This is a genomic window from Parabacteroides distasonis (genome assembly GCF_004793765.1).
GTDB lineage: Bacteria > Bacteroidota > Bacteroidia > Bacteroidales > Tannerellaceae > Parabacteroides > Parabacteroides distasonis_A.
The window spans coordinates 69,126-87,170 of sequence record NZ_SRYM01000005.1 but is presented as its reverse complement, the minus strand read 5'-3'; the positions used below and the strand labels follow the sequence as shown (position 1 = coordinate 87,170).

The window sequence follows — 18,045 nt, the reverse complement described above, 5'->3', positions numbered from 1 at the left end:
AATTGTTGAACCCAAAATTTTTTTAGAATTATGGCAGAGAAGACAAGATATTCAGACGCTGAGCTCGAGGAGTTTCGCGCTATTATATTAGAGAAACTGGAAGTCGCTAAGAGGGATTATGATCTTTTGCGATCCGGGGTTACGAATTCCGATGGTAATGATGTGTCTGATACGTCTCCTACATTCAAGGTGCTGGAGGAAGGAGCTTCTACGTTATCGAAAGAAGAGGCGGGGCGTTTGGCGCAACGCCAGATGAAATTCATCCAGAATTTACAGGCCGCTTTGATCCGTATCGAGAATAAGACCTATGGTATTTGCCGGGAGACTGGTAAATTAATCCCGAAAGAAAGGTTACGTGCTGTGCCTCATGCGACTTTAAGTATTGAAGCAAAACAAGGAGGTGCAAAGTAAATGAGATATTCTAAAGGTTGGGGAGCAGTGTTAATTATAATACTGCTCCTTCTTCTTGACCAAGTACTGAAAATATGGGTTAAGACCCATATGCAGTTGCATGAGAGTATAGAGATAACTCCGTGGTTTTATCTCTATTTTACCGAGAATCCGGGTATGGCATTCGGTATAGAGGTGATAGGAAAATTATTTCTTTCCGTATTCCGTATCGTAGCAGTATTGTTTATCGGATATTATTTGTATAGGCTGATTAAAGAGAATTATAAATTCGGTTTTATTGCCTGTATATCTTTGGTTTTTGCGGGGGCGGTGGGCAATATAATTGACTCGGTGTTTTATGGTGTGATCTTTGACCATAGTTTCGGGCAACTCGCTACTTTTATGCCGGAGGGAGGTGGTTATGCCTCTTGGTTGCATGGGAAGGTGGTGGATATGTTTTATTTCCCATTGATAGAGACCGTATTCCCGGATTGGGTCCCGATCTGGGGTGGACAGGAGTTCGTTTTCTTCCGTCCGATCTTTAATTTGGCCGACTCGGCGATTTGTGTGGGAGTTTTTCTTTTGTTACTATTTTACCGGCATACCTTGTCGGTTAGCCTTTCGAAAGAGGAGAAATAAATGCGGGAAAAATTACGGATATATGGTATGGCTTTATTAGCCACGACGTTGCTGGCGGCATGTAGTAAAGTTCCGGATGGTATTCTGTCGGAGAAAAAGATGCAGAGTGTCTTAACGGATATGTTGTTGGCTGAGGCCATGGTAAATGTGGATTATAATACTTATAAATCCGATACTATGAAGCTCGCCTTGTATGAGTCGGTATTCCGTAAGCATGATATTACACAGGCGGTGTATGATAGCTCGTTGGTGTGGTATGGCCGTAACTTGGATATTTATATGGAGGTCTACAACCGGGTCTTGGCCGATCTTAATAAACGGGTCAATAATTTAGGGGATGTACAGGCGGATGCTGCGCCCGTATCTAACCGGGATTCCGTGGATATTTGGCCTCGCCGTTCTTATATGGCCTTGTTTCCTGCCTCTGTATTCAATGGGGTGACTTTCGATATACGTCCAGAAACAAATTATTCCTCGGGCAGCAGTTTTGTGTTGGGCATGCGTGTCTGGGGATTGAATAATAACATGGCTTATAAGCCGGAGGTACGTTTAAGTGCGGACCAAGGTGATACGACCTTGACGGTGAATAGTAAGATCACGAAAGATGGATATCACGAGACGATCTTAAAGACTATGCCAACTAAGAAAGTAAAGCGTATATTTGGATATATCCGTATGGATAATACGGATACGGCTTATTATAAGGTGTATATAGATAGCTTAAGCTTGATAAAATATAACTATGGTAAGGAGCTTGTCGAATTACCTAAGGATTCTATTAAGTAATTTCTTTATTTGTTTATTGTACTTATGAGAAGAGTTGCCGCTCATTGTGTTTGGTTTAAGCAGGTTTATCGTATGCATTATATCGAACTGGATGATAACGGTGCGTTTCGTGGTGTTTATCCGTTGAATGAGGAGATCGCCGGAACTGCTTTTTATGACGGAGTGCTAGTGCCGGTTCTTTCCTCGGAACCGGCGATTGGCTTTAAGCAGGTAATGGGATCTTGGCCGGCATTAACCGAAAAGATTATGCCGGGCTGTTCAGTCCATATATATCGTTTAAGCGGGATTCCTTTGGCGTCTGCGAAACTCGGCACAGACTACGGCTGTAGCGATGGCCACATTGAGAGACTCTGAGGTGTCTCTTCCCTCCGGATAGTTCGGAATATACAATTTTTCGTTTACGAGCGCCTCAATAGTGGGGCGTATTCCATTTCCTTCATTACCCATTATCAAGATACCGTTTCCTGATAAGGTTTTCTCATATAAGTTTTCTCCATCAAGGAAAGTACCGTATAAAGATATGGCTTGGGCTGATTGAGCCTGTAAGAACGTTTCCAGATCGGTGTAATGTACTTTTACGTGGGCGAGCGCACCCATCGTGGCTTGTATGGTTTTTGGACTGAAAACATCGGCGGTATCTTTGCTGCATACGATATGGGTAATACCGAACCAGTCCGCTAACCGGATGATCGTACCTAAGTTGCCCGGATCTTGGATTCCGTCTAAGGCAAGAACAAGCTCTTTTTCCGGCATTATTTCCGTTATATCCCAATTGGGGCGTTTAAAGATAGCAAGTACATCTTGAGGATTTTTCAGGAAGCTAGCTTTGCGAATATCATCTTCTTCCGCTACCAATAACTCCTTGGCCGGAATATCGCCTTGTGTAGCCATCCAAGATGGTTTGGCTATTAATAACTCACATTCAAAGGCCGGTAACATATCGGCTACCAATTTATTTCCTTCAGCTACAAAAACATTATTTTCATTCCGGAATTTCTTTAATTCCAGAGAACGGATGTATTTGACTTTGGTCTTGCTTAGCATCTTAGTTCTTTTTACAAAACAAAAGTACGGTAAATTCTTTAAATTCCAGTACATTCGCGATCATAAAAAGCTTGGAATAATGAATCGGTCCCTACGTATATGCTATTTTATCTGTATCGTATTACTACTAGCCTCTTGTAGTACGACAAAGTTCGTGCCGGATGGGGAATATTTGTTGGATAAGGTGGAGATCGTGTCGGATAACAGAGATTATAAGTCAGCGGATTTAAGATCTTATCTTAGGCAGCAACCGAACTTCAAGGTGTTCGGTTTGATGAAATGGCAGTTGTTTGTCTATGACTGGTCTGGTAAGAATGAGAAGAAATGGATCAATAAACAGTTGCGTCGGATCGGTGAGCCTCCCGTGGTGCTGGATACGACATTGGTGGAACAGTCTGCTATGGAACTAGAGCGTTTTTACATTAATAAAGGGTATATTCATGCGGATGTCTCGACGACGATCGATACGACACGCCATAAGAAAGCGGTCGTGACTTATCATATAAAGACGAACGATCCGTATAGGATACGCAATTACATGATGAAGTTTCCCGATCCGAAAATTGATAGTTTGGCACATCTGAAAGCACCTCGCCGGTCTCCCTTGGCTTCTGCGTTCCGATCTTCACAGGAAGAGTATAACCAATTAGTTAAAGAAGGAACTTTATTTGACCGGGATATATTGGACAAGGAACGAGAGCGTATTACGACTTTGCTTCGCTGGAACGGGTATTATGGTTTTAACCGGGATTATTTAGGATATATCGCAGATAGCTCTTTTAACCAAAATGTAGTGGATCTTGATATGTTTATGAAACCTTATCGAAAGGTGTTGCCCAATGGGGCGGTAGAGGATCAGCCGCATAGTCAGTATTATATTAAGGATGTAACGGTCTTAACCGATTATAATCCGATGGGCGTAGGAGAGGACGCTGGTTTCATGGCTACAGATACGATGCTCAGCGCAGGGGTGAATATCGTATATGGCCGGAACGGGAAGAGTATCCGTCCGAGCGTGCTCCGGAGGAGTACCTATATTCGTCCGGGGCAATTATTTAGTGAGAAGAATATAGAGCAGACTTATTCGGCGTTCGCTTCTCTAAGGGCTTTGAGGAACGTAAATATACGTTTTACGGAAGTAGAGGAGCGGGATACGATGAAGTTGGATTGTTACATTCTCACTTCTCCTGCGAAGATAAATACGGTGGGAGTGGACTTGGAAGGTACTAACTCGGCGGGTGATTATGGGTTTGCCTCCAGTTTGAATTATCAGCATAGGAATATCTTGCGAGGATCGGAGATGTTCTCGGCGAGGGTGAGAGGGGCTTACGAGGCATTATCCGGAAATAAGGCGAATGGTTTTGGTAATTACTGGGAGTTAGGTGCGGAAGGATCCTTGCTGTTTCCTCGTTTCTTGTTCCCGTTCCTAAGTGCGGATTTTCGTAGGCGGCTACGTGCGTCAACCGAGACGAAAATAAGTTACAACCTGCAAAAACGTCCGGAGTATACGAGGGCGATTCTATCCGGTGGCTGGAGTTATATTTGGCAAGATAGGGGGAATATGCAAGCACGTCATACCTTTAAGCTTGTGGATTTGAATTATGTGTATTTGCCGGATAAGAATATGGACTTTATCAATAGCTTGCCGGATTATATGGTCTTGTATAACTATACGAACCATTTTATCATGAGTTCGGGATATACTTATTCTTTCAGTAATTATTCTCCCCAGAATCGTTTGAGAAACACGCATTCCTTACGTGCGTCAGTCGAGATCGCAGGAAATTTGTTGAGTGCCTTTTCACATCTTGCGGGAGCGAAGAAAAATGATGACGGTTATTATGAGCTATTTGGTACGGAATATGCGCAATATGTGAAATTGGATTTCGATTTTAGTAAAGGAATCGTCCTTGACAATCGTAACAAGTTAGCTTTCCATATAGGAGTGGGAGTGGGGATGGCTTATGGTAACTCAAGCTATTTACCTTTTGAGCGTGCTTATTTCTCGGGTGGAGCGAATAGTGTCCGGGGATGGTCTGTACGGGAGTTGGGTCCGGGTAGTATGGAAGTTGATAGTACGACCTCTTTCGCTCTTCAATCGGGGGATATCCGCTTGGATTTGAACTTGGAATATCGTACGAAACTTTTTTGGAAGTTTGAATTGGCGGCTTATATAGATGCTGGAAACATATGGACCCGTAATGTCTCGGATGAACGCTATAAGGCTGGAAACTTTGATTTCTCTCGTTTTTACAGGGAGATTGCTGTTTCCTATGGTTTGGGACTTCGTTTGGACTTTGATTTCTTTCTACTACGTTTAGATACAGGATTTAAGGCTTATAACCCTCAGGAGAGAAAGTCTAGGCGTTGGGCGATAACCCATCCTAATTTTAAGGATAATTTCGCCTTACATTTTGCCGTTGGTTATCCATTCTGAACTCAATATGTAAAAAAGTGTGCTAAAAGTTTGCAAGGAAAAGAAAAATCCTTACCTTTGCACCACAAAAATAAGGATGGTCAGGTAGCTCAGCTGGATAGAGCAACAGCCTTCTAAGCTGTGGGTCCTGGGTTCGAATCCCAGCCCGATCACGAGGGGATATCTTGAAGATGTCCCCTTTTTTATTGTGTTATAGTTGATTAGATTGGTTTTCAGCCTATTACAACAGGGATAAAGGGTTTGTTTTGTCACGATATTAACCTGTATTAACGCTCAAATTGAACATTTGACACTTCTGTTTGTTACTATTGTGATACCGTTTTCAATTTTGTGATACCAAAAAACAAATCAATCATGGAATATCCAACATTAAGGTTTGTGTTCGATCGAAAGAAGGTCGCAACCAAGGAGAAAAAAGGTCTTGTGCAGATCGAGGTATGCTCTGAGAGAAAGAGAAAATGGATTGGTACGGGTGTAAAGGTATACGCCGATCAATGGGATGACAAAAGAAAGGTCACGGCTCGACCCGACTCGTTGGACTTGAATATGAAGCTGGACTTGATGATGTCTAATATCCTAGAGTACGTGAACTCATTGATACGTCGAAAGGTCCCGTTCGATTTCGAGTCATTGGACGTTTTCTTGAAAAATAGCTCGGAATCGGATTCTTTCATTGATTTTATCGTTAGGAGGACTGATGAGAGAAAAGACCGTGCGTGGAAAATCCACTCAAAGTAGTCCCCTTAATTCACAGTAATTTGACCCCTGTTAAATTTTTCCATTCTCCCTTCTGTTTATTCTTGTTTTCTTCGTATTCTTCCTGTCCGTTATGCCGGGTTCTACATTAAATTTCGTTTATAAATATTTCGTTTATAAATATAACGATTCTTTTTTACTTTTGCATTTCCGCAGCGACTCCCCGAAGAGTTCAATGCGTATGGCCTGATGCACAATTCTGTCCAGAACGGCATCGGCAATCGTCTTTTCTCCAATAACGTCATACCAGTCTTTTACCGGTACCTGTGATGTTATGATGGTAGATTTTTTACCATGCCTGTCCTCTATGATATCCATCAGATTCATCCGCCCCTGGGAATCGAAAGGTTGTATACCAAAATCATCCAGTATAAGCATATCCAACCTTTCGATTTTCTTGAGTTCTTGCAGGATTGTACCTTTTGCCTTGGCAACTTTAAGCATTCCCATAATTCTGGATGTATTGGCATATAACACTTTATATCCTTTTTGGCAAGCCTGGAAGCCAAAAGCTGTTGCCAGATAACTTTTACCTGTTCCGGCGCTTCCGGTAATAAACAGGTCTTTGCGTTCCCTGACAAAAGTCAGGTCGGCCAAACGCAGGGTAAGGTTCTTGTCCAGCCCCCTTTCCACCGAGAAGTCTATTTCTTCAATGGTGGCCTTGTATCTGAAGGAGGCCTGACGGATAGCCCTCTCTACCGCACGGTTTCTGCGGTCATCCCATTCACTTGAAACCAGCCATGAGACGAACTGGTCGGTTGTCATACTCTCTGTCCGATGTGTTTCCAAACTTGTTTTAAAGGCATAATACATACCTTTAAGGTTCATTCCTAACATCTTTTCCAATGTATCCTGATTCATTTCCATATTGCATCTGGTTGGTTTATTGATAATATTCTTTTCCTCTGATATTCTCATGGGAAGGCATCTCCGTTTCTTGCCCGGCACTGTCTTCCAACGGGAACTCATCCTGCCGGTTGTTAAGGATGCGCTCAATGATGGGGTAATTGTACAGACCGTAACTTGTAGCCCAACGACAGGCATTGGTCAGTCGGGTGTTGCCGACCCTGCGTGCGAAGCTAAGAATGCCCTGGCACGATTTATAGGCTTGCTCCGGATGTTTTTTCTCTTCCATCACCCGACGGATATATGCCTCCACGTCCGGATGGATAGCTGCCGCCTCATGTATAAATTTGTCCGGGTTCCATTCCGTGATATAGCGATGGTGTGAAGCCAGATGCTCTTCCAGGGTCGTGTACCGGCAACGGGCCCTGTTGCGGGTATGGGTGGCAATCAGCTCGTAGCCGTAATAGATGCATACCTGGCGTGAGGTATATGACAGGATGACTTTCTTGCCTATATAGCGGCAAGGCACGCTGTAGTAATGGGCATCTTCCCCCAGGCGGACATGGCCGTTTTTCATCACGGTAGCCCATTAGTGTCCACTAAAAAATCATAAGAGTACTTTGAAATCATTGAAATTCAATTTGTTGTAAAAGATTTTTAGGCGCAACGATTTGAAATTATTTTTGCAGTCAGAATCAGACTGTTATGAATAAAGACAAGTACGTTTTCGCCCAATTAGTCGGCTTTCTTGACAACTTCAAGTTCTTGCGCATCGTGAAGAAGTATGATGGCGACAAGTATGTAAAGAGTTATACTTGTTGGAATCAACTGCTTACGCTGATGTTCGGGCAGTTGTCGAATCGCGAGAGCCTGCGGGATCTCATCGTTGCGATGGGGGCCCATGCGGGAAAGCTCTACCATCTCGGCATCGGGAAGTCTGTGACCAGGAGCAATCTTAGCAAAGCCAACGAGCAGCGGGATTACCACATCTTCGAAGAGTTTGCCTTCTTCATGATAGCGGAAGCCCGCAGGCGACGAATACAGAAAATCTTCGAACTTGACGGCCATATCTACGCCTTTGCCTCAACCACCATAGACCTTTGTCTGTCGGTATTCGAGTGGGCTAAATTCCGTAAGCACAAGGGCGGAGTCAAGATGCACACGCTCTATGACGTGGAAGCGCAAGTTCCTGCATTCGTGCATATTACTCCCGCAAAAGTGCATGACACAAAAGCAATGCCCGAGATACCTTACGAAGCTGGAGCGCACTATATCTTCGACCGTGGCTACAACGATTTCGGTAATCTGTACACTATCCACCGTATCGGCGCGTTCTTTGTCGTCCGAGCGAAAACCAATGTCAGATTCAAGCCTGAGACTTGGAAACGGAGGCTTCCTCCAAATGTGGTTTCTGATGCAATCGGTTACTTCACGGTTTATAAAAGCGCGAAGGATTATCCGGAAAAGCTCCGGAAGGTAGTCTGCATCGACCCGGAGGACGGCACCAGATACATCTTTCTGACCAACAATCTGACGTCTTCTGCTGAGACAATCGCCGAGCTTTACCATAACCGATGGAGTGTGGAGCTGTTCTTCAAATGGATCAAACAGCACCTGCGCATCAAGAAGTTCTGGGGCACATCCGAGAATGCCGTTCGCATCCAAATCTATTGTGCCATAATTACTTATTGCCTCGTGGCGATAGTGCAGCATGACATGAGACTGGAGCGCAGCATCTATGAAGTCCTTCAGATACTTGGGATATCGCTGACAGACAAGACCCATCTGCGTGACCTCTTTGACAAATCGAATTTCAAAAATGTCAATGTCCTCTGTGATTCAAGTGAACCGAATTTATTTAATTTTTAACCCCGTCCATTTTTAGTGGACAGTAGTGACGGTAGCCCTGTAACGATGTCTGAGTTCAAAGCGGATGGGATTTAGTTTGCGCAGGGAATCATGTTCTATCTCCTCGAACTGTTCCCGCCGACTGTATTTGCGGCCTGTGAGCGGAGTGTTGTTATGGAGTTCCAATGCCACGCGGATAGCCGCGTTCAGTGAATCCAGGTCATAAAACTCGCGTTCCTGTATCTTGGGATAGATACTGCGGTAAATCAGTTTAACGGCACCTTCCACCAGCGCCTTGTCACGTGGCTTGTAAGCCCTGGCGGGGATTACGGTACAGCCGTAATGTTCGGCAAAAGCGGCAAAGTCTTCATTCAGGATAGCCTCGTATTTACTGCTCTTGGTAACGGCAGACTTGAGATTGTCCGGGATGATGGCGGAGGGAGCTCCCTGGTAGTATAACAGGGCGTTTTCCGAAGCACGGATCAAGTCCTCTTTTTTCTGGCTCATGACAGCTTCCACATAGGTTAACTGGCTGCAGGGAAGAATCGCGACAAAAACCTCCACAGGAATGATTTCTCCCGTATCAAGGTCGATGATGGAAAGTTTGTCGCCGGCGAAGTCTATGAACATTTTATCACCGGCTTTATGCTCAAGATGCATGATGGGACGGCTGCAGGCTATATACTGCTGAATCAGAATATAGAAGCGGGTGCGTCCGTAGCCATCCGGATGGGAAGAAAGGTACTCGCGATGCAACGCCTCGCGGGTAACACCTTTCTTCTTAAGCCGCTTGCAATACTCGGGTAACAACGACTTTAGTTCTCCCAGCCGTTCACTTTCCGTCTTTACTCTGCTCTTTTCGTGGAATAACTTTGAGAGTTCCTGGTCCGGCAGGGACAACATCTGCTCATAATCCAAACCGCTACGTTGAAATACTTGTAAGTATTTCTTGACCGTGTTGCGAGAGACGCTTAACATACTGCTGATACTTTTGGTCCCATGACCCTGGGAGTAACAGCGTAACACTTGACGAATCTTTTCCATTCCTAATTGTTTATTGGGCATAAATGACTTTTATTTGTTTTTAACAAACAAAATAGAATTATAGACCGGATAAACAAAAATCAAACTCACTTTTGGGGGATCATTTTAAAGTGAATTTAAGGGATCACTTTCGAGTGAATTTAGGGGATCACTTTAAAGTGGACGGAAGGGGGCAAATATGAGTGAATTTTCCACTCAAAAGCATCGACCTGATGCACTTCGGCTGGAACATCGGTAAAGCATTCGGCAAAAGGCGTATCCACACCGCCACATTCATTAAGAAAGTCTTTGCTCACGCTCTCCGCGACATCGAAGTCTCAACCATCGAACGCAAGATGTCGCACACCGAATCCGAGTGCAGGATAAAGTTGGATGGGAAGATAGCATAATGTCTGGTGATATTAAACAATAATGACGACCACAGCATTTATGATCGTCATTACAGATGTTATTTTCATTACATCTTCTTAATTGTATAAAGCGTTCAGCCAGTTGACAAATGCCTGACAAATAGGAGGTGTTGTAGTTAGATATTTCTTAGTTACAGCAGAGCCCATAGGTGTTCCAGGATCTTCTTGCCACGCCAACCAAGTGTGTATCTTCGCCTTTGAATGATGTATTGGTTTATACTTATTCAAACCTCTTGCCTCTATGCTATCTAAAACATTTTCAACTTCTGGCAACAACTTGTCGTCATCAGGAATTAAGAATGCCGCAAAATCCTCTAACATTCCATTATTGTTATTATTCGGCATAATCCACACTCCGATTTTTATATCATCAGAATTAATCGGCTTAAGTATCAATCCATTTGAAGGACACTCTTCTGGAATATCTGCATAAAGATTAGACTTCACCAAAATATCTCGTATTTGCTGCCATCTTGATCCAATACTCACATCAGCATCTACTACCACGCCAATAGTTTTAGTTTCGCCTGAACCTTTAAGTCTTACTGGTAATCCTTCCAATAATTTAGTTATTCCTTTGCTATCTTCGACATCGAAGGTCTTAGCAACATTAAACACCTTACAGATATTACAGATAAGATGCAAATCATCATTGCCTTCAACAAATAAAGTTTGAGTCATATTATCCATAACTATCTGATTTCAATGTTTTGAGCTGCAACTATCTTTAATTCTTCCAAATTATATTCGGTGAAAGTTATTGCACTCTGTTTGTTTTCAAGTCTTATATAGCGTCCTTCTTCGATATTAGTATCCTCCTTCAAGACATAACCGAAACTACTGATACAATCAGAGCTATGTGTTGTCGCAAATATTTGTACATTAAGTTTAATTGCCAATTTGAAAATTACAGACCACAATTGTTTCTGCACGGTATAATGCAATCCGTTATCAATCTCATCTATCAATAGGCACCCATTTTCGCAATTAACCAATGCAAGGATAATTGACAAAATGTGATTGATTCCATCACCCATACTTCTTAATGGCAATCTCTTGCTAACGCCCTTTACTTTTACTACAGGATATCGTCCAATACGGGGTGATTCCTCAAGGAACGCCAAACTTTCGATATTCGGCTCTATAATTCTCAAAGCATCAATTACATATTCCTCTTTCTCTGTCAGTGTTACATTGTCCCAGAGCCTTCCGATATATAGATTTCCAAATGTTTCAGGATTAACCCTGATTACAGATGCTATATCTGTTTTCTTAGTCCTACCTAATCTTATAGAGTCAAGGCGACGCTCTAAAGGCACTATAGCTTTGTTCTTACCTTTTCTTATAATTTCCAATGCAAGGTGTGCATCTCCAGTAGCAATATCATCCCTTGAGTCAAAAACTATAGCTTTTCGTACTATATTCCCATCTTCCTCAGTTTCTTGCTCTGTGTAATAAACATAACGCAATGACAGAACATCATCATTATCAGAGATCTCAATGATATTATCTTCTGTCACATTAGTATTTCTATTTGTGAATAAAGAAGATATTGCTTCGATATTGGGTTTAAGGTATTCTGTTGTATCCTTGCTACTATATTTAGGTAACTCCCCTCTCTCTTCTACGACATAGAATAATTCAGAATCATCAACATATACACCAATAGCCTCCAACAACGATGACTTTCCGACATTATTCTTGCCTGAAATCAAGTTAATTCGAGACAACTTAGGGATATTTAACCCTGACAAGTTTTTAAAGTTCCGAATCTTAAGAGACTGTATCATACTGTACTATATACTATTATCCATAATTTACCACAAAGATACTACTTTTATTTCACATTGTGCGCCAAATATCATTTTATTTCTCTGACTTGTGTATCTTAAAAACAGAAATTATCTGCATCATTTGGGGTGAAACAATGCAGATAATCAATAGGGTATAGAGATATAGCTTATTATGTGGCAGCCATAACGTTAAAAGAATGCGGCCCTGCCTCCTCCACCTTGTTATACCAGCGTGCCACGGCTAATCGTGCAGCATTCTTGATGGTATTTTTTGAGAATATCATACGCAGGGAATGGCACAGGCCATACGCCATCTTAATGTCGGGATATTCCCAAAATAGTACTGCCGCTCTTTGTTTCCGTCTTTCTGTCCATTTGTCGGCTGACTTAAAAAGCAAATGCCGAGAGCGTATAAGCAATTCTCTACGGGTATCACCGTTGGAATATCGGTATGGGACATGGTCTTCGTCATTGTGTTTGGCTTCCTCCATTTCCTCGTTGGCTTGCCGTATAGCATCCCGGCGATGTTTGATGCGTAATTCCCGCACGGCATCACAGGCCAATTTCCGTATGTGGAAGCGGTCCATAATGCGACTGGCTTCGGGAAATGCTGCCCGTACGATCTTGCGCATTGAATCTGAAAGATCAAGTGTCAATCCTTTAACAGCATAGCGGCTTTCTTCGTCAATTCGTTGCAGCACGGTTATGACATCCTCTGATTCAGTGCCTGCCATATCCAGTCACCGGCATGAGCCAATTGTTCCCACTTGCGATATCCGCTGAGTACTTCCTTATACTGCTTTTCAAATGCATGACGGTCTATATGATAGGATTCCTCAAGCGTACGGCAGGTCACCGGGGATGTCTCCATATGTCTCTTTTAAAAAAGCTCCAAATTCGTTGGAGTATCGGGTGCCCTTGGCAACTATATCCAGGCCGATGGGAATACTGAAGCTCTTACCTGTGCGTAAGTCAGTCACACTTACTGCTTCCATAAAACCTTTGGATTCAAAATGTACGTCTTTAATCAACTCCGGATTCATTTTTTCATCTAGACTAATATAAATCTCTTGAGAGGTTTGTTCAACCCCTGAAATAAGAAAGTAATCTAATATCTGTGCAGGCAACACGAGGCGGGCAAGCTGGTTCAAGTTTTCGTTTTCCATAATACGAAGTAAGTAACATTCCACTAATATAAAAAATAATCCCCACTAAAAATCTACTGACACCTTTATGTTTTATGGCTTACTAGAAAATGAGCAGGTTTACCAAGAAAGCGCATCCCTGTCACGGGACACGCTTTCTGCCATAATTGAAGTTCCGGCCATTTAGACCCCTTAAAGACCTGTTTACAAAAAAAGCTTGGCCATATAAACAGCCAAGCTATACATCTTTGTATAGTTATGCTAGATCAAATAATGAAAATTTGAATGATGGCACTCTATAAATGTATGGAGCATTTGTGTTTGCTTTTAAATGATAATGGAATGTATGGAGCTGAGTAATGAATTGTTTGATAAGATCTTATTGGATGCGATTTTCTCACCAAGAAAACGAATGCATTATGATTTGAGAACCGTGGCTGGGAAGGATACCTCGCAGCGGATGCTGAATGTCCTGATGCCAGAGACCGTGATACCGATACATCGACATCAAGAAACGTCAGAGACGGTAATCGTTTGTCGGGGGGGGCTGTACGTGAAGTGTTTTATGATGCGAGGGGAAATAAGATTGACGAGTTTGTTTTAGAGGCTGGTGGATCTTGTTCAGGGATACAGGTTCCTCAAGGAATGTATCATACTTGTATTTGTTTTGTTCCGGGGAGTGTTGTTTTTGAGGCGAAAGACCGAGCATATGATCCCGAGACTACAGAGGATTTTCTGCATGTCTCTTTTGATATCTTAAGATAATTAGAATTTTTCTGTGTTTGGAAATAAAGTAATCGGGAAGGTCAGTATTATAACCAACCTTCCCGATTTTGTTTTGTAAGCACTCAACAGGATAAATTTTGTTCAAGAAAACATGGGTTGGGGAAATAAAAACATTCTTCTTTGTACTTAAGAAGGATGTATATGAATATATGCGTTTAAGTAAAAAAGAAATACAAGTAATACTTCGTGCCACTAAGGAAATTTATGGTGAGGGAGTGGAGATCTATCTCTTTGGTTCTCGTATAAATGATGAGAAGAAAGGAGGGGATATTGATTTGCTTGTACGTGGTTCCTCGGAGCGAAAAGGCGTATTGGCTCGTATCAGGATGTTGGCTCGTTTGAAATACTTTTTGGGAGATCAGAAGATTGATATAATAGGTGATCACGAGGACTCACCGGTAGCAAGGGAAGCATTAATGACTGGAATACGTTTGGTATGACAAATAAAAAACAAGAATTAGAACAGCGTCAGTTTTTTTCTTCCTTCATCCCTTGTCCTTTAAATAAAAACCTCTATCTTTGCACTCGATTTTCCGCAGAGGGTAAATAAGTGGAGCTGGAGACGGAGCCCACCCCCGGGACCTAACCTGTTTAAAAGATTTTAAGACAGATGTACGTAATCGTAGAAATTAACGGACAACAGTTCAAGGCTGAGCAAGGCAAGAAATTGTTCGTTCATCACATTCAGAACGCAGAAAGCGGTGCTGTTGTGGAGTTTGACAAGGTGTTGTTAGTAGATAACAACGGTGAGGTAACAGTGGGTGTTCCTACTGTAGAGGGCGCAAAGGTAGTATGCGAGGTATTATCTCCGCTGGTAAAAGGTGACAAGGTGCTGGTATTCCACAAGAAGAGAAGAAAAGGTTACCGTAAATTGAACGGTCACCGTCAGCAGTTCACTGAGGTGAGTATTAAAGAAGTTATTGCTTAACGTTTAAAGGAGAAGAAAAGAAATGGCACATAAAAAAGGTGTGGGTAGTTCTAAGAACGGCCGTGAATCACAAAGTAAAAGATTAGGTGTTAAGCTTTTTGGTGGTGAGGTTGCTAAAGCTGGTAACATCATCGTTCGTCAAAGAGGTACGGTTCATCATCCGGGCGAGAACGTAGGTATCGGTAAGGATCATACGTTGTATGCGTTGGTAGATGGCGTTGTTACTTTCCGTAGGGGAAAAGAAAACAGATCATTCGTTTCTGTAAAAGAAGTTGTTGCTGAGGCTTAAGTTTCTGCCACCAAAGAATAAGGAAAAGGATATCCCGAAAAGGATATCCTTTTTTTATTGCCAATGATAATAAACGTTATGAAGTAAATTTTGGAACATATATAAATAAACTTGTACCTTTGCGGTCTCAAACATAAATACAAACATAAAAAACAATGGGTGGTTTTTTCGGAACTATTTCTAATGGAGACTGTATTACGGATTTATTCTATGGTACGGACTACAATTCTCATCTAGGAACCCGCAGAGGCGGTATGGCTACGTACGATAAGGAAGAAGGATTTACGCGTTCGATCCACAATCTGGAGAATTCTTATTTCCGCACCAAGTTTGAACCGGGGCTTCCTAAATTCAAAGGAAATGCCGGGGTCGGTATTATCAGCGATACGGATGCGCAGCCAATCGTTATCAACTCTCACTTAGGAAAATTCGCGATCGTGACGGTGGCGAAGATCAATAACTTGGACGAATTGGAGGATGAGTTATTGAAGGCGAATATGCATTTTTCGGAATTGAGTTCAGGAAAAACGAATCAGACGGAGTTAGTCGCTTTGCTGATTACACAAGGTAAGGACTTCGTGGAGGGCATTGAGAATGTTTACAATAAGATAAAGGGCTCTTGCTCTATGTTGCTCCTGACGGAGGATGGTATTATCGCCGCCCGTGATAAGTGGGGGCGTACGCCGATCGTAATCGGGAAGAAAGATGGAGCTTATGCGGCGACCAGCGAGTCCAGCAGTCTTCCGAACTTGGATTATGAGATCGAGAAATTTATAGGCCCGGGCGAGATCGTTCGTTTGCGTGCCGATGGTATGGAGCAGATGCGTAAACCGAATGAAGGGATGCAGATCTGCTCTTTCCTTTGGGTATATTATGGATTCCCTGTTTCTTGCTATGAGGGTAAAAATGTGGAGGATGTCCGGTTTATGAGTGGATATAAGATGGGGCAGAAGGATGACTCGGAGGTGGATTGCGCCTGTGGTATACCGGATTCCGGAGTGGGTATGGCTTTGGGATATGCGGAAGGTAAGGGGGTGCCTTATCATCGGGCTATCGCTAAGTATACACCGACGTGGCCTCGTAGTTTTACCCCGGCCAACCAAGAGATGCGTTCCTTGGTGGCTAAGATGAAATTGATACCGAACCGTGCGATGCTGGAAGGTAAACGTATCCTTTTCTGCGATGACTCGATCGTGCGTGGTACGCAGCTTCGTGATAACGTGAAGATTTTATATGATTATGGGGCGAAAGAGGTACATATGCGTATCGCTTGCCCCCCATTGATTTATAGTTGTCCGTTTATCGGTTTCACTTCTTCCAAAAGCCCTCTGGAATTGATAACTCGCCAGATTATCAAGGAACTGGAAGGGGATGAGAATAAGAATCTAGATAAATACGCTACGACAGACTCTCCGGAATATAAGAAGATGGTTGGGATTATCGCCGAGCGTTTCGGGTTGAGTTCCTTGAAGTTTAATACGCTGGAAACCTTGGTGGAGGCGATCGGCTTGCCTAAGTGTAAGGTTTGTACGCACTGCTTCGATGGTTCAAGCTGTTTTTGATGACATTTTTTGAGATAATATGAGATAGCGAAACAATTTGTTTCGCTATTTTTTTGTTATGTAACCTGCTTTACTTACTTTTATGCCTGCAATGTTTTAATGGCTAAAAAGAGTAAGTTATGACAGTTTTAGATAGATTTTTAAAGTACGTTACGTTCGATACCCAGTCGAGCGAGGAGACGGGTACGACTCCTAGTACGCCGGGACAACGTGTCTTTGCCGAGGCTTTGGTGAAAGAGCTGGAAGTGATCGGCATGGAGGAGATCTCCTTGGATGAGAATAGTTATGTAATGGCTACTCTGCCGGCTAATACGGGCGAGAAAATCCCTACGATCGGTTTTATCGCTCATTTGGATACGAGTCCGGATATGTCGGGTAAGAATGTTCAACCTCGTATTGTGACTTATCTGGGTGGGGATATTGTCTTGGATGCGGAAGAGAATGTTGTACTGTCTCAATCGATGTTCCCGGAGCTTTCCGATTATAAGGGACAGGATATTATCGTAACGAATGGTAAGACTTTATTAGGAGCCGATGATAAGGGAGGTGTAGCCGCTATCGTTGCTTCTATGCAATATTTGAAAGATCATCCGGAGATTAAGCACGGTAAGATCCGTATCGCTTTTACCCCGGATGAGGAAATCGGACAGGGTGCCGATCATTTCGACGTGAAGAAATTCGGTTGTGATTGGGGATATACGATTGACGGTGGACAAATCGGTGAGTTGGAATATGAGAATTTCAATGCCGCCGGCGCTAAGATTATCTTCAAGGGCTTGAACGTACATCCGGGATACGCCAAGGATAAGATGCAAAACGCTTCCTTGCGTGCGATCGAGTTTGCTTCTTGGTTGCCGGCCGAGCAACGTCCGGAGCATACGACTGGTTATGAGGGATTCTTCCATTTGACCGGTATGACCGGTTCGGTCGAGGAAGCTACTCTATCTTACATCATCCGTGACCATGACCGGAAGTTGTTCAAGGAGAAGAAAGAATTGCTTCATACGTTGGTGGATAAGATGAATGAAGCACATCCGGGATGTGCGCATTTGGAGCTTCGGGATCAATATTACAATATGCGCGAGGTCGTAGAGCCCCAGAAGCATATCGTTGATTTGGCGTTCGAGGCTATGACCTCTGTCGGGGTGGAACCGATCGTGAAACCGATCCGGGGAGGTACGGATGGTGCCCGCCTGTCGTTTATGGGATTACCTTGCCCGAATATTTTCGCAGGAGGCTTGAATTTCCACGGACGTTATGAGTTCTTGCCCGTTCGTTCGTTGGAGAAGAGTATGGAAACAATTATAAAAATCATAGAGCTCTCGGCTCGTAAATCTTAAAT

21 protein-coding genes, 1 tRNA gene and 2 pseudogenes are annotated in these 18,045 nt (G+C 43.0%); 16 read left to right on the top strand and 8 right to left on the bottom strand.

Going from position 1 to position 18,045, the window contains the following annotated elements; translation table 11 throughout:
* Positions 1 to 30 precede the first annotated feature (30 nt).
* From E5342_RS02955 to E5342_RS02940, 4 genes are read left to right on the top strand one after another with little or no spacing between them, the layout of a single operon-like run.
* Positions 31 to 411, top strand: a complete 381-nt coding sequence (locus E5342_RS02955) for a TraR/DksA family transcriptional regulator (protein WP_121736325.1) — start codon at positions 31 to 33, stop codon at positions 409 to 411.
* A complete protein-coding gene (locus E5342_RS02950; protein ID WP_121736324.1) occupies positions 412 to 1,029 on the top strand; it encodes a lipoprotein signal peptidase in 618 nt (205 codons plus the stop codon).
* Positions 1,030 to 1,815, top strand: a complete 786-nt coding sequence (locus E5342_RS02945) for a DUF4296 domain-containing protein (RefSeq protein WP_121736323.1) — start codon at positions 1,030 to 1,032, stop codon at positions 1,813 to 1,815.
* A 24-nt stretch (positions 1,816 to 1,839) separates the two neighbouring features.
* The gene (locus E5342_RS02940; protein WP_246867050.1) at positions 1,840 to 2,169 is read left to right on the top strand and encodes a hypothetical protein; all 330 of its coding nucleotides are present in this window, start codon (positions 1,840 to 1,842) and stop codon (positions 2,167 to 2,169) included.
* Here E5342_RS02940 and E5342_RS02935 read toward each other — a convergent pair.
* Entirely contained in the window at positions 2,092 to 2,859 is a 768-nt protein-coding gene (locus E5342_RS02935; RefSeq protein ID WP_121736321.1) for a TrmH family RNA methyltransferase, read from the bottom strand. The genes E5342_RS02940 and E5342_RS02935 overlap by 78 nt on opposite strands.
* Positions 2,860 to 2,938: 79 nt before the next feature.
* On the opposite strand from E5342_RS02935, the gene E5342_RS02930 reads away from it, so the two are divergent.
* The 3 genes from E5342_RS02930 (at position 2,939) to E5342_RS02920 (ending at position 6,034) form a co-directional block, all read left to right on the top strand.
* Complete coding sequence (locus E5342_RS02930) at positions 2,939 to 5,296, top strand: BamA/TamA family outer membrane protein (protein WP_135958793.1); 2,358 nt, start codon at positions 2,939 to 2,941, stop codon at positions 5,294 to 5,296.
* A gap of 78 nt (positions 5,297 to 5,374) precedes the next feature.
* Positions 5,375 to 5,448, top strand: a tRNA-Arg gene (locus tag E5342_RS02925).
* A 202-nt stretch (positions 5,449 to 5,650) separates the two neighbouring features.
* A complete protein-coding gene (locus tag E5342_RS02920; protein WP_135958792.1) occupies positions 5,651 to 6,034 on the top strand; it encodes an Arm DNA-binding domain-containing protein in 384 nt (127 codons plus the stop codon).
* 132 nt (positions 6,035 to 6,166) lie between these two features.
* Here E5342_RS02920 and istB read toward each other — a convergent pair whose 3' ends face one another.
* Together istB and E5342_RS02910 are read right to left on the bottom strand one after the other, a co-directional pair.
* Positions 6,167 to 6,919: an IS21-like element helper ATPase IstB gene (gene istB / locus E5342_RS02915; RefSeq protein WP_121737497.1), complete on the bottom strand. Its 753-nt coding sequence runs from the start codon at positions 6,917 to 6,919 to the stop codon at positions 6,167 to 6,169.
* 16 nt (positions 6,920 to 6,935) lie between these two features.
* Complete coding sequence (locus E5342_RS02910; protein ID WP_246867049.1) at positions 6,936 to 7,475, bottom strand: Mu transposase domain-containing protein; 540 nt, start codon at positions 7,473 to 7,475, stop codon at positions 6,936 to 6,938.
* A 128-nt stretch (positions 7,476 to 7,603) separates the two neighbouring features.
* Between E5342_RS02910 and E5342_RS02905 the strand changes: the two genes are divergently transcribed.
* Complete coding sequence (locus tag E5342_RS02905; protein ID WP_135958791.1) at positions 7,604 to 8,767, top strand: IS4 family transposase; 1,164 nt, start codon at positions 7,604 to 7,606, stop codon at positions 8,765 to 8,767.
* Between the two features lie 12 nt (positions 8,768 to 8,779).
* On the opposite strand, the gene istA is transcribed toward E5342_RS02905, so the two are convergent.
* The gene (istA, locus tag E5342_RS02900) at positions 8,780 to 9,790 is read right to left on the bottom strand and encodes an IS21 family transposase (protein ID WP_246867048.1); all 1,011 of its coding nucleotides are present in this window, start codon (positions 9,788 to 9,790) and stop codon (positions 8,780 to 8,782) included.
* Positions 9,791 to 9,984: 194 nt separating this feature from the next.
* Between istA and E5342_RS19580 the strand changes: the two are divergent.
* Positions 9,985 to 10,179 (top strand): annotated as a pseudogene (locus E5342_RS19580) (mobilization protein); the annotation flags it as partial.
* A gap of 78 nt (positions 10,180 to 10,257) precedes the next feature.
* Here the strand turns inward: E5342_RS19580 and E5342_RS02890 are convergent.
* From E5342_RS02890 to E5342_RS02875, 4 genes and pseudogenes are all read right to left on the bottom strand, one after another.
* A complete protein-coding gene (locus E5342_RS02890) occupies positions 10,258 to 10,890 on the bottom strand; it encodes a DUF3226 domain-containing protein (RefSeq protein ID WP_135958790.1) in 633 nt (210 codons plus the stop codon).
* A gap of 2 nt (positions 10,891 to 10,892) precedes the next feature.
* Complete coding sequence (locus E5342_RS02885) at positions 10,893 to 11,990, bottom strand: AAA family ATPase (protein ID WP_135958789.1); 1,098 nt, start codon at positions 11,988 to 11,990, stop codon at positions 10,893 to 10,895.
* A 176-nt stretch (positions 11,991 to 12,166) separates the two neighbouring features.
* Positions 12,167 to 12,864 (bottom strand): annotated as a pseudogene (locus E5342_RS02880) (ISAon1 family transposase); the annotation flags it as partial.
* Positions 12,830 to 13,159, bottom strand: a complete 330-nt coding sequence (locus tag E5342_RS02875; RefSeq protein WP_135958788.1) for a hypothetical protein — start codon at positions 13,157 to 13,159, stop codon at positions 12,830 to 12,832. The gene E5342_RS02875 and the pseudogene E5342_RS02880, both read right to left, overlap by 35 nt.
* 325 nt (positions 13,160 to 13,484) lie before the next feature.
* Here E5342_RS02875 and E5342_RS19575 point away from each other — a divergent pair, with 325 nt between their 5' ends.
* From E5342_RS19575 to pepT, 7 genes are all read left to right on the top strand, one after another.
* The gene (locus E5342_RS19575) at positions 13,485 to 13,742 is read left to right on the top strand and encodes a WbuC family cupin fold metalloprotein (protein ID WP_246867047.1); all 258 of its coding nucleotides are present in this window, start codon (positions 13,485 to 13,487) and stop codon (positions 13,740 to 13,742) included.
* Between the two features lie 41 nt (positions 13,743 to 13,783).
* Positions 13,784 to 13,903: a hypothetical protein gene (locus tag E5342_RS20260; protein ID WP_410510785.1), complete on the top strand. Its 120-nt coding sequence runs from the start codon at positions 13,784 to 13,786 to the stop codon at positions 13,901 to 13,903.
* Between the two features lie 170 nt (positions 13,904 to 14,073).
* Positions 14,074 to 14,364: a nucleotidyltransferase domain-containing protein gene (locus E5342_RS02865; protein WP_121736485.1), complete on the top strand. Its 291-nt coding sequence runs from the start codon at positions 14,074 to 14,076 to the stop codon at positions 14,362 to 14,364.
* Between the two features lie 170 nt (positions 14,365 to 14,534).
* Complete coding sequence (rplU, locus tag E5342_RS02860; protein ID WP_005861907.1) at positions 14,535 to 14,852, top strand: 50S ribosomal protein L21; 318 nt, start codon at positions 14,535 to 14,537, stop codon at positions 14,850 to 14,852.
* A gap of 22 nt (positions 14,853 to 14,874) precedes the next feature.
* Entirely contained in the window at positions 14,875 to 15,141 is a 267-nt protein-coding gene (gene rpmA, locus E5342_RS02855; protein ID WP_005861909.1) for a 50S ribosomal protein L27, read from the top strand.
* 155 nt (positions 15,142 to 15,296) lie between these two features.
* Positions 15,297 to 16,703: an amidophosphoribosyltransferase gene (locus E5342_RS02850; RefSeq protein WP_135958787.1), complete on the top strand. Its 1,407-nt coding sequence runs from the start codon at positions 15,297 to 15,299 to the stop codon at positions 16,701 to 16,703.
* A gap of 119 nt (positions 16,704 to 16,822) precedes the next feature.
* A complete protein-coding gene (pepT, locus tag E5342_RS02845; RefSeq protein ID WP_135958786.1) occupies positions 16,823 to 18,043 on the top strand; it encodes a peptidase T in 1,221 nt (406 codons plus the stop codon).
* Positions 18,044 to 18,045 lie beyond the last annotated feature (2 nt).

Excerpts from the sequence above, each read along its gene's own strand:
- E5342_RS02945 (WP_121736323.1), top strand. The coding sequence starts at position 1,030 with ATGCGGGAAAAATTACGGATATATGGTATGGCTTTATTAGCCACGACG.
- E5342_RS02865 (WP_121736485.1), top strand. The coding sequence starts at position 14,074 with ATGCGTTTAAGTAAAAAAGAAATACAAGTAATACTTCGTGCCACTAAG.
- E5342_RS02935 (WP_121736321.1), bottom strand. The coding sequence starts at position 2,859 with ATGCTAAGCAAGACCAAAGTCAAATACATCCGTTCTCTGGAATTAAAG.
- E5342_RS02905 (WP_135958791.1), top strand. The coding sequence starts at position 7,604 with ATGAATAAAGACAAGTACGTTTTCGCCCAATTAGTCGGCTTTCTTGAC.
- istA (WP_246867048.1), bottom strand. The coding sequence starts at position 9,790 with ATGGAAAAGATTCGTCAAGTGTTACGCTGTTACTCCCAGGGTCATGGG.
- rpmA (WP_005861909.1), top strand. The coding sequence starts at position 14,875 with ATGGCACATAAAAAAGGTGTGGGTAGTTCTAAGAACGGCCGTGAATCA.
- istB (WP_121737497.1), bottom strand. The coding sequence starts at position 6,919 with ATGGAAATGAATCAGGATACATTGGAAAAGATGTTAGGAATGAACCTT.
- E5342_RS02875 (WP_135958788.1), bottom strand. The coding sequence starts at position 13,159 with ATGGAAAACGAAAACTTGAACCAGCTTGCCCGCCTCGTGTTGCCTGCA.
- E5342_RS19575 (WP_246867047.1), top strand. The coding sequence starts at position 13,485 with ATGGAGCTGAGTAATGAATTGTTTGATAAGATCTTATTGGATGCGATT.
- E5342_RS02850 (WP_135958787.1), top strand. The coding sequence starts at position 15,297 with ATGGGTGGTTTTTTCGGAACTATTTCTAATGGAGACTGTATTACGGAT.
- E5342_RS02910 (WP_246867049.1), bottom strand. The coding sequence starts at position 7,475 with ATGAAAAACGGCCATGTCCGCCTGGGGGAAGATGCCCATTACTACAGC.
- E5342_RS02955 (WP_121736325.1), top strand. The coding sequence starts at position 31 with ATGGCAGAGAAGACAAGATATTCAGACGCTGAGCTCGAGGAGTTTCGC.
- E5342_RS02950 (WP_121736324.1), top strand. The coding sequence starts at position 412 with ATGAGATATTCTAAAGGTTGGGGAGCAGTGTTAATTATAATACTGCTC.
- E5342_RS02920 (WP_135958792.1), top strand. The coding sequence starts at position 5,651 with ATGGAATATCCAACATTAAGGTTTGTGTTCGATCGAAAGAAGGTCGCA.
- E5342_RS02940 (WP_246867050.1), top strand. The coding sequence starts at position 1,840 with ATGAGAAGAGTTGCCGCTCATTGTGTTTGGTTTAAGCAGGTTTATCGT.
- E5342_RS02885 (WP_135958789.1), bottom strand. The coding sequence starts at position 11,990 with ATGATACAGTCTCTTAAGATTCGGAACTTTAAAAACTTGTCAGGGTTA.
- rplU (WP_005861907.1), top strand. The coding sequence starts at position 14,535 with ATGTACGTAATCGTAGAAATTAACGGACAACAGTTCAAGGCTGAGCAA.
- pepT (WP_135958786.1), top strand. The coding sequence starts at position 16,823 with ATGACAGTTTTAGATAGATTTTTAAAGTACGTTACGTTCGATACCCAG.
- E5342_RS02930 (WP_135958793.1), top strand. The coding sequence starts at position 2,939 with ATGAATCGGTCCCTACGTATATGCTATTTTATCTGTATCGTATTACTA.
- E5342_RS02890 (WP_135958790.1), bottom strand. The coding sequence starts at position 10,890 with ATGGATAATATGACTCAAACTTTATTTGTTGAAGGCAATGATGATTTG.
- E5342_RS20260 (WP_410510785.1), top strand. The coding sequence starts at position 13,784 with ATGTATCATACTTGTATTTGTTTTGTTCCGGGGAGTGTTGTTTTTGAG.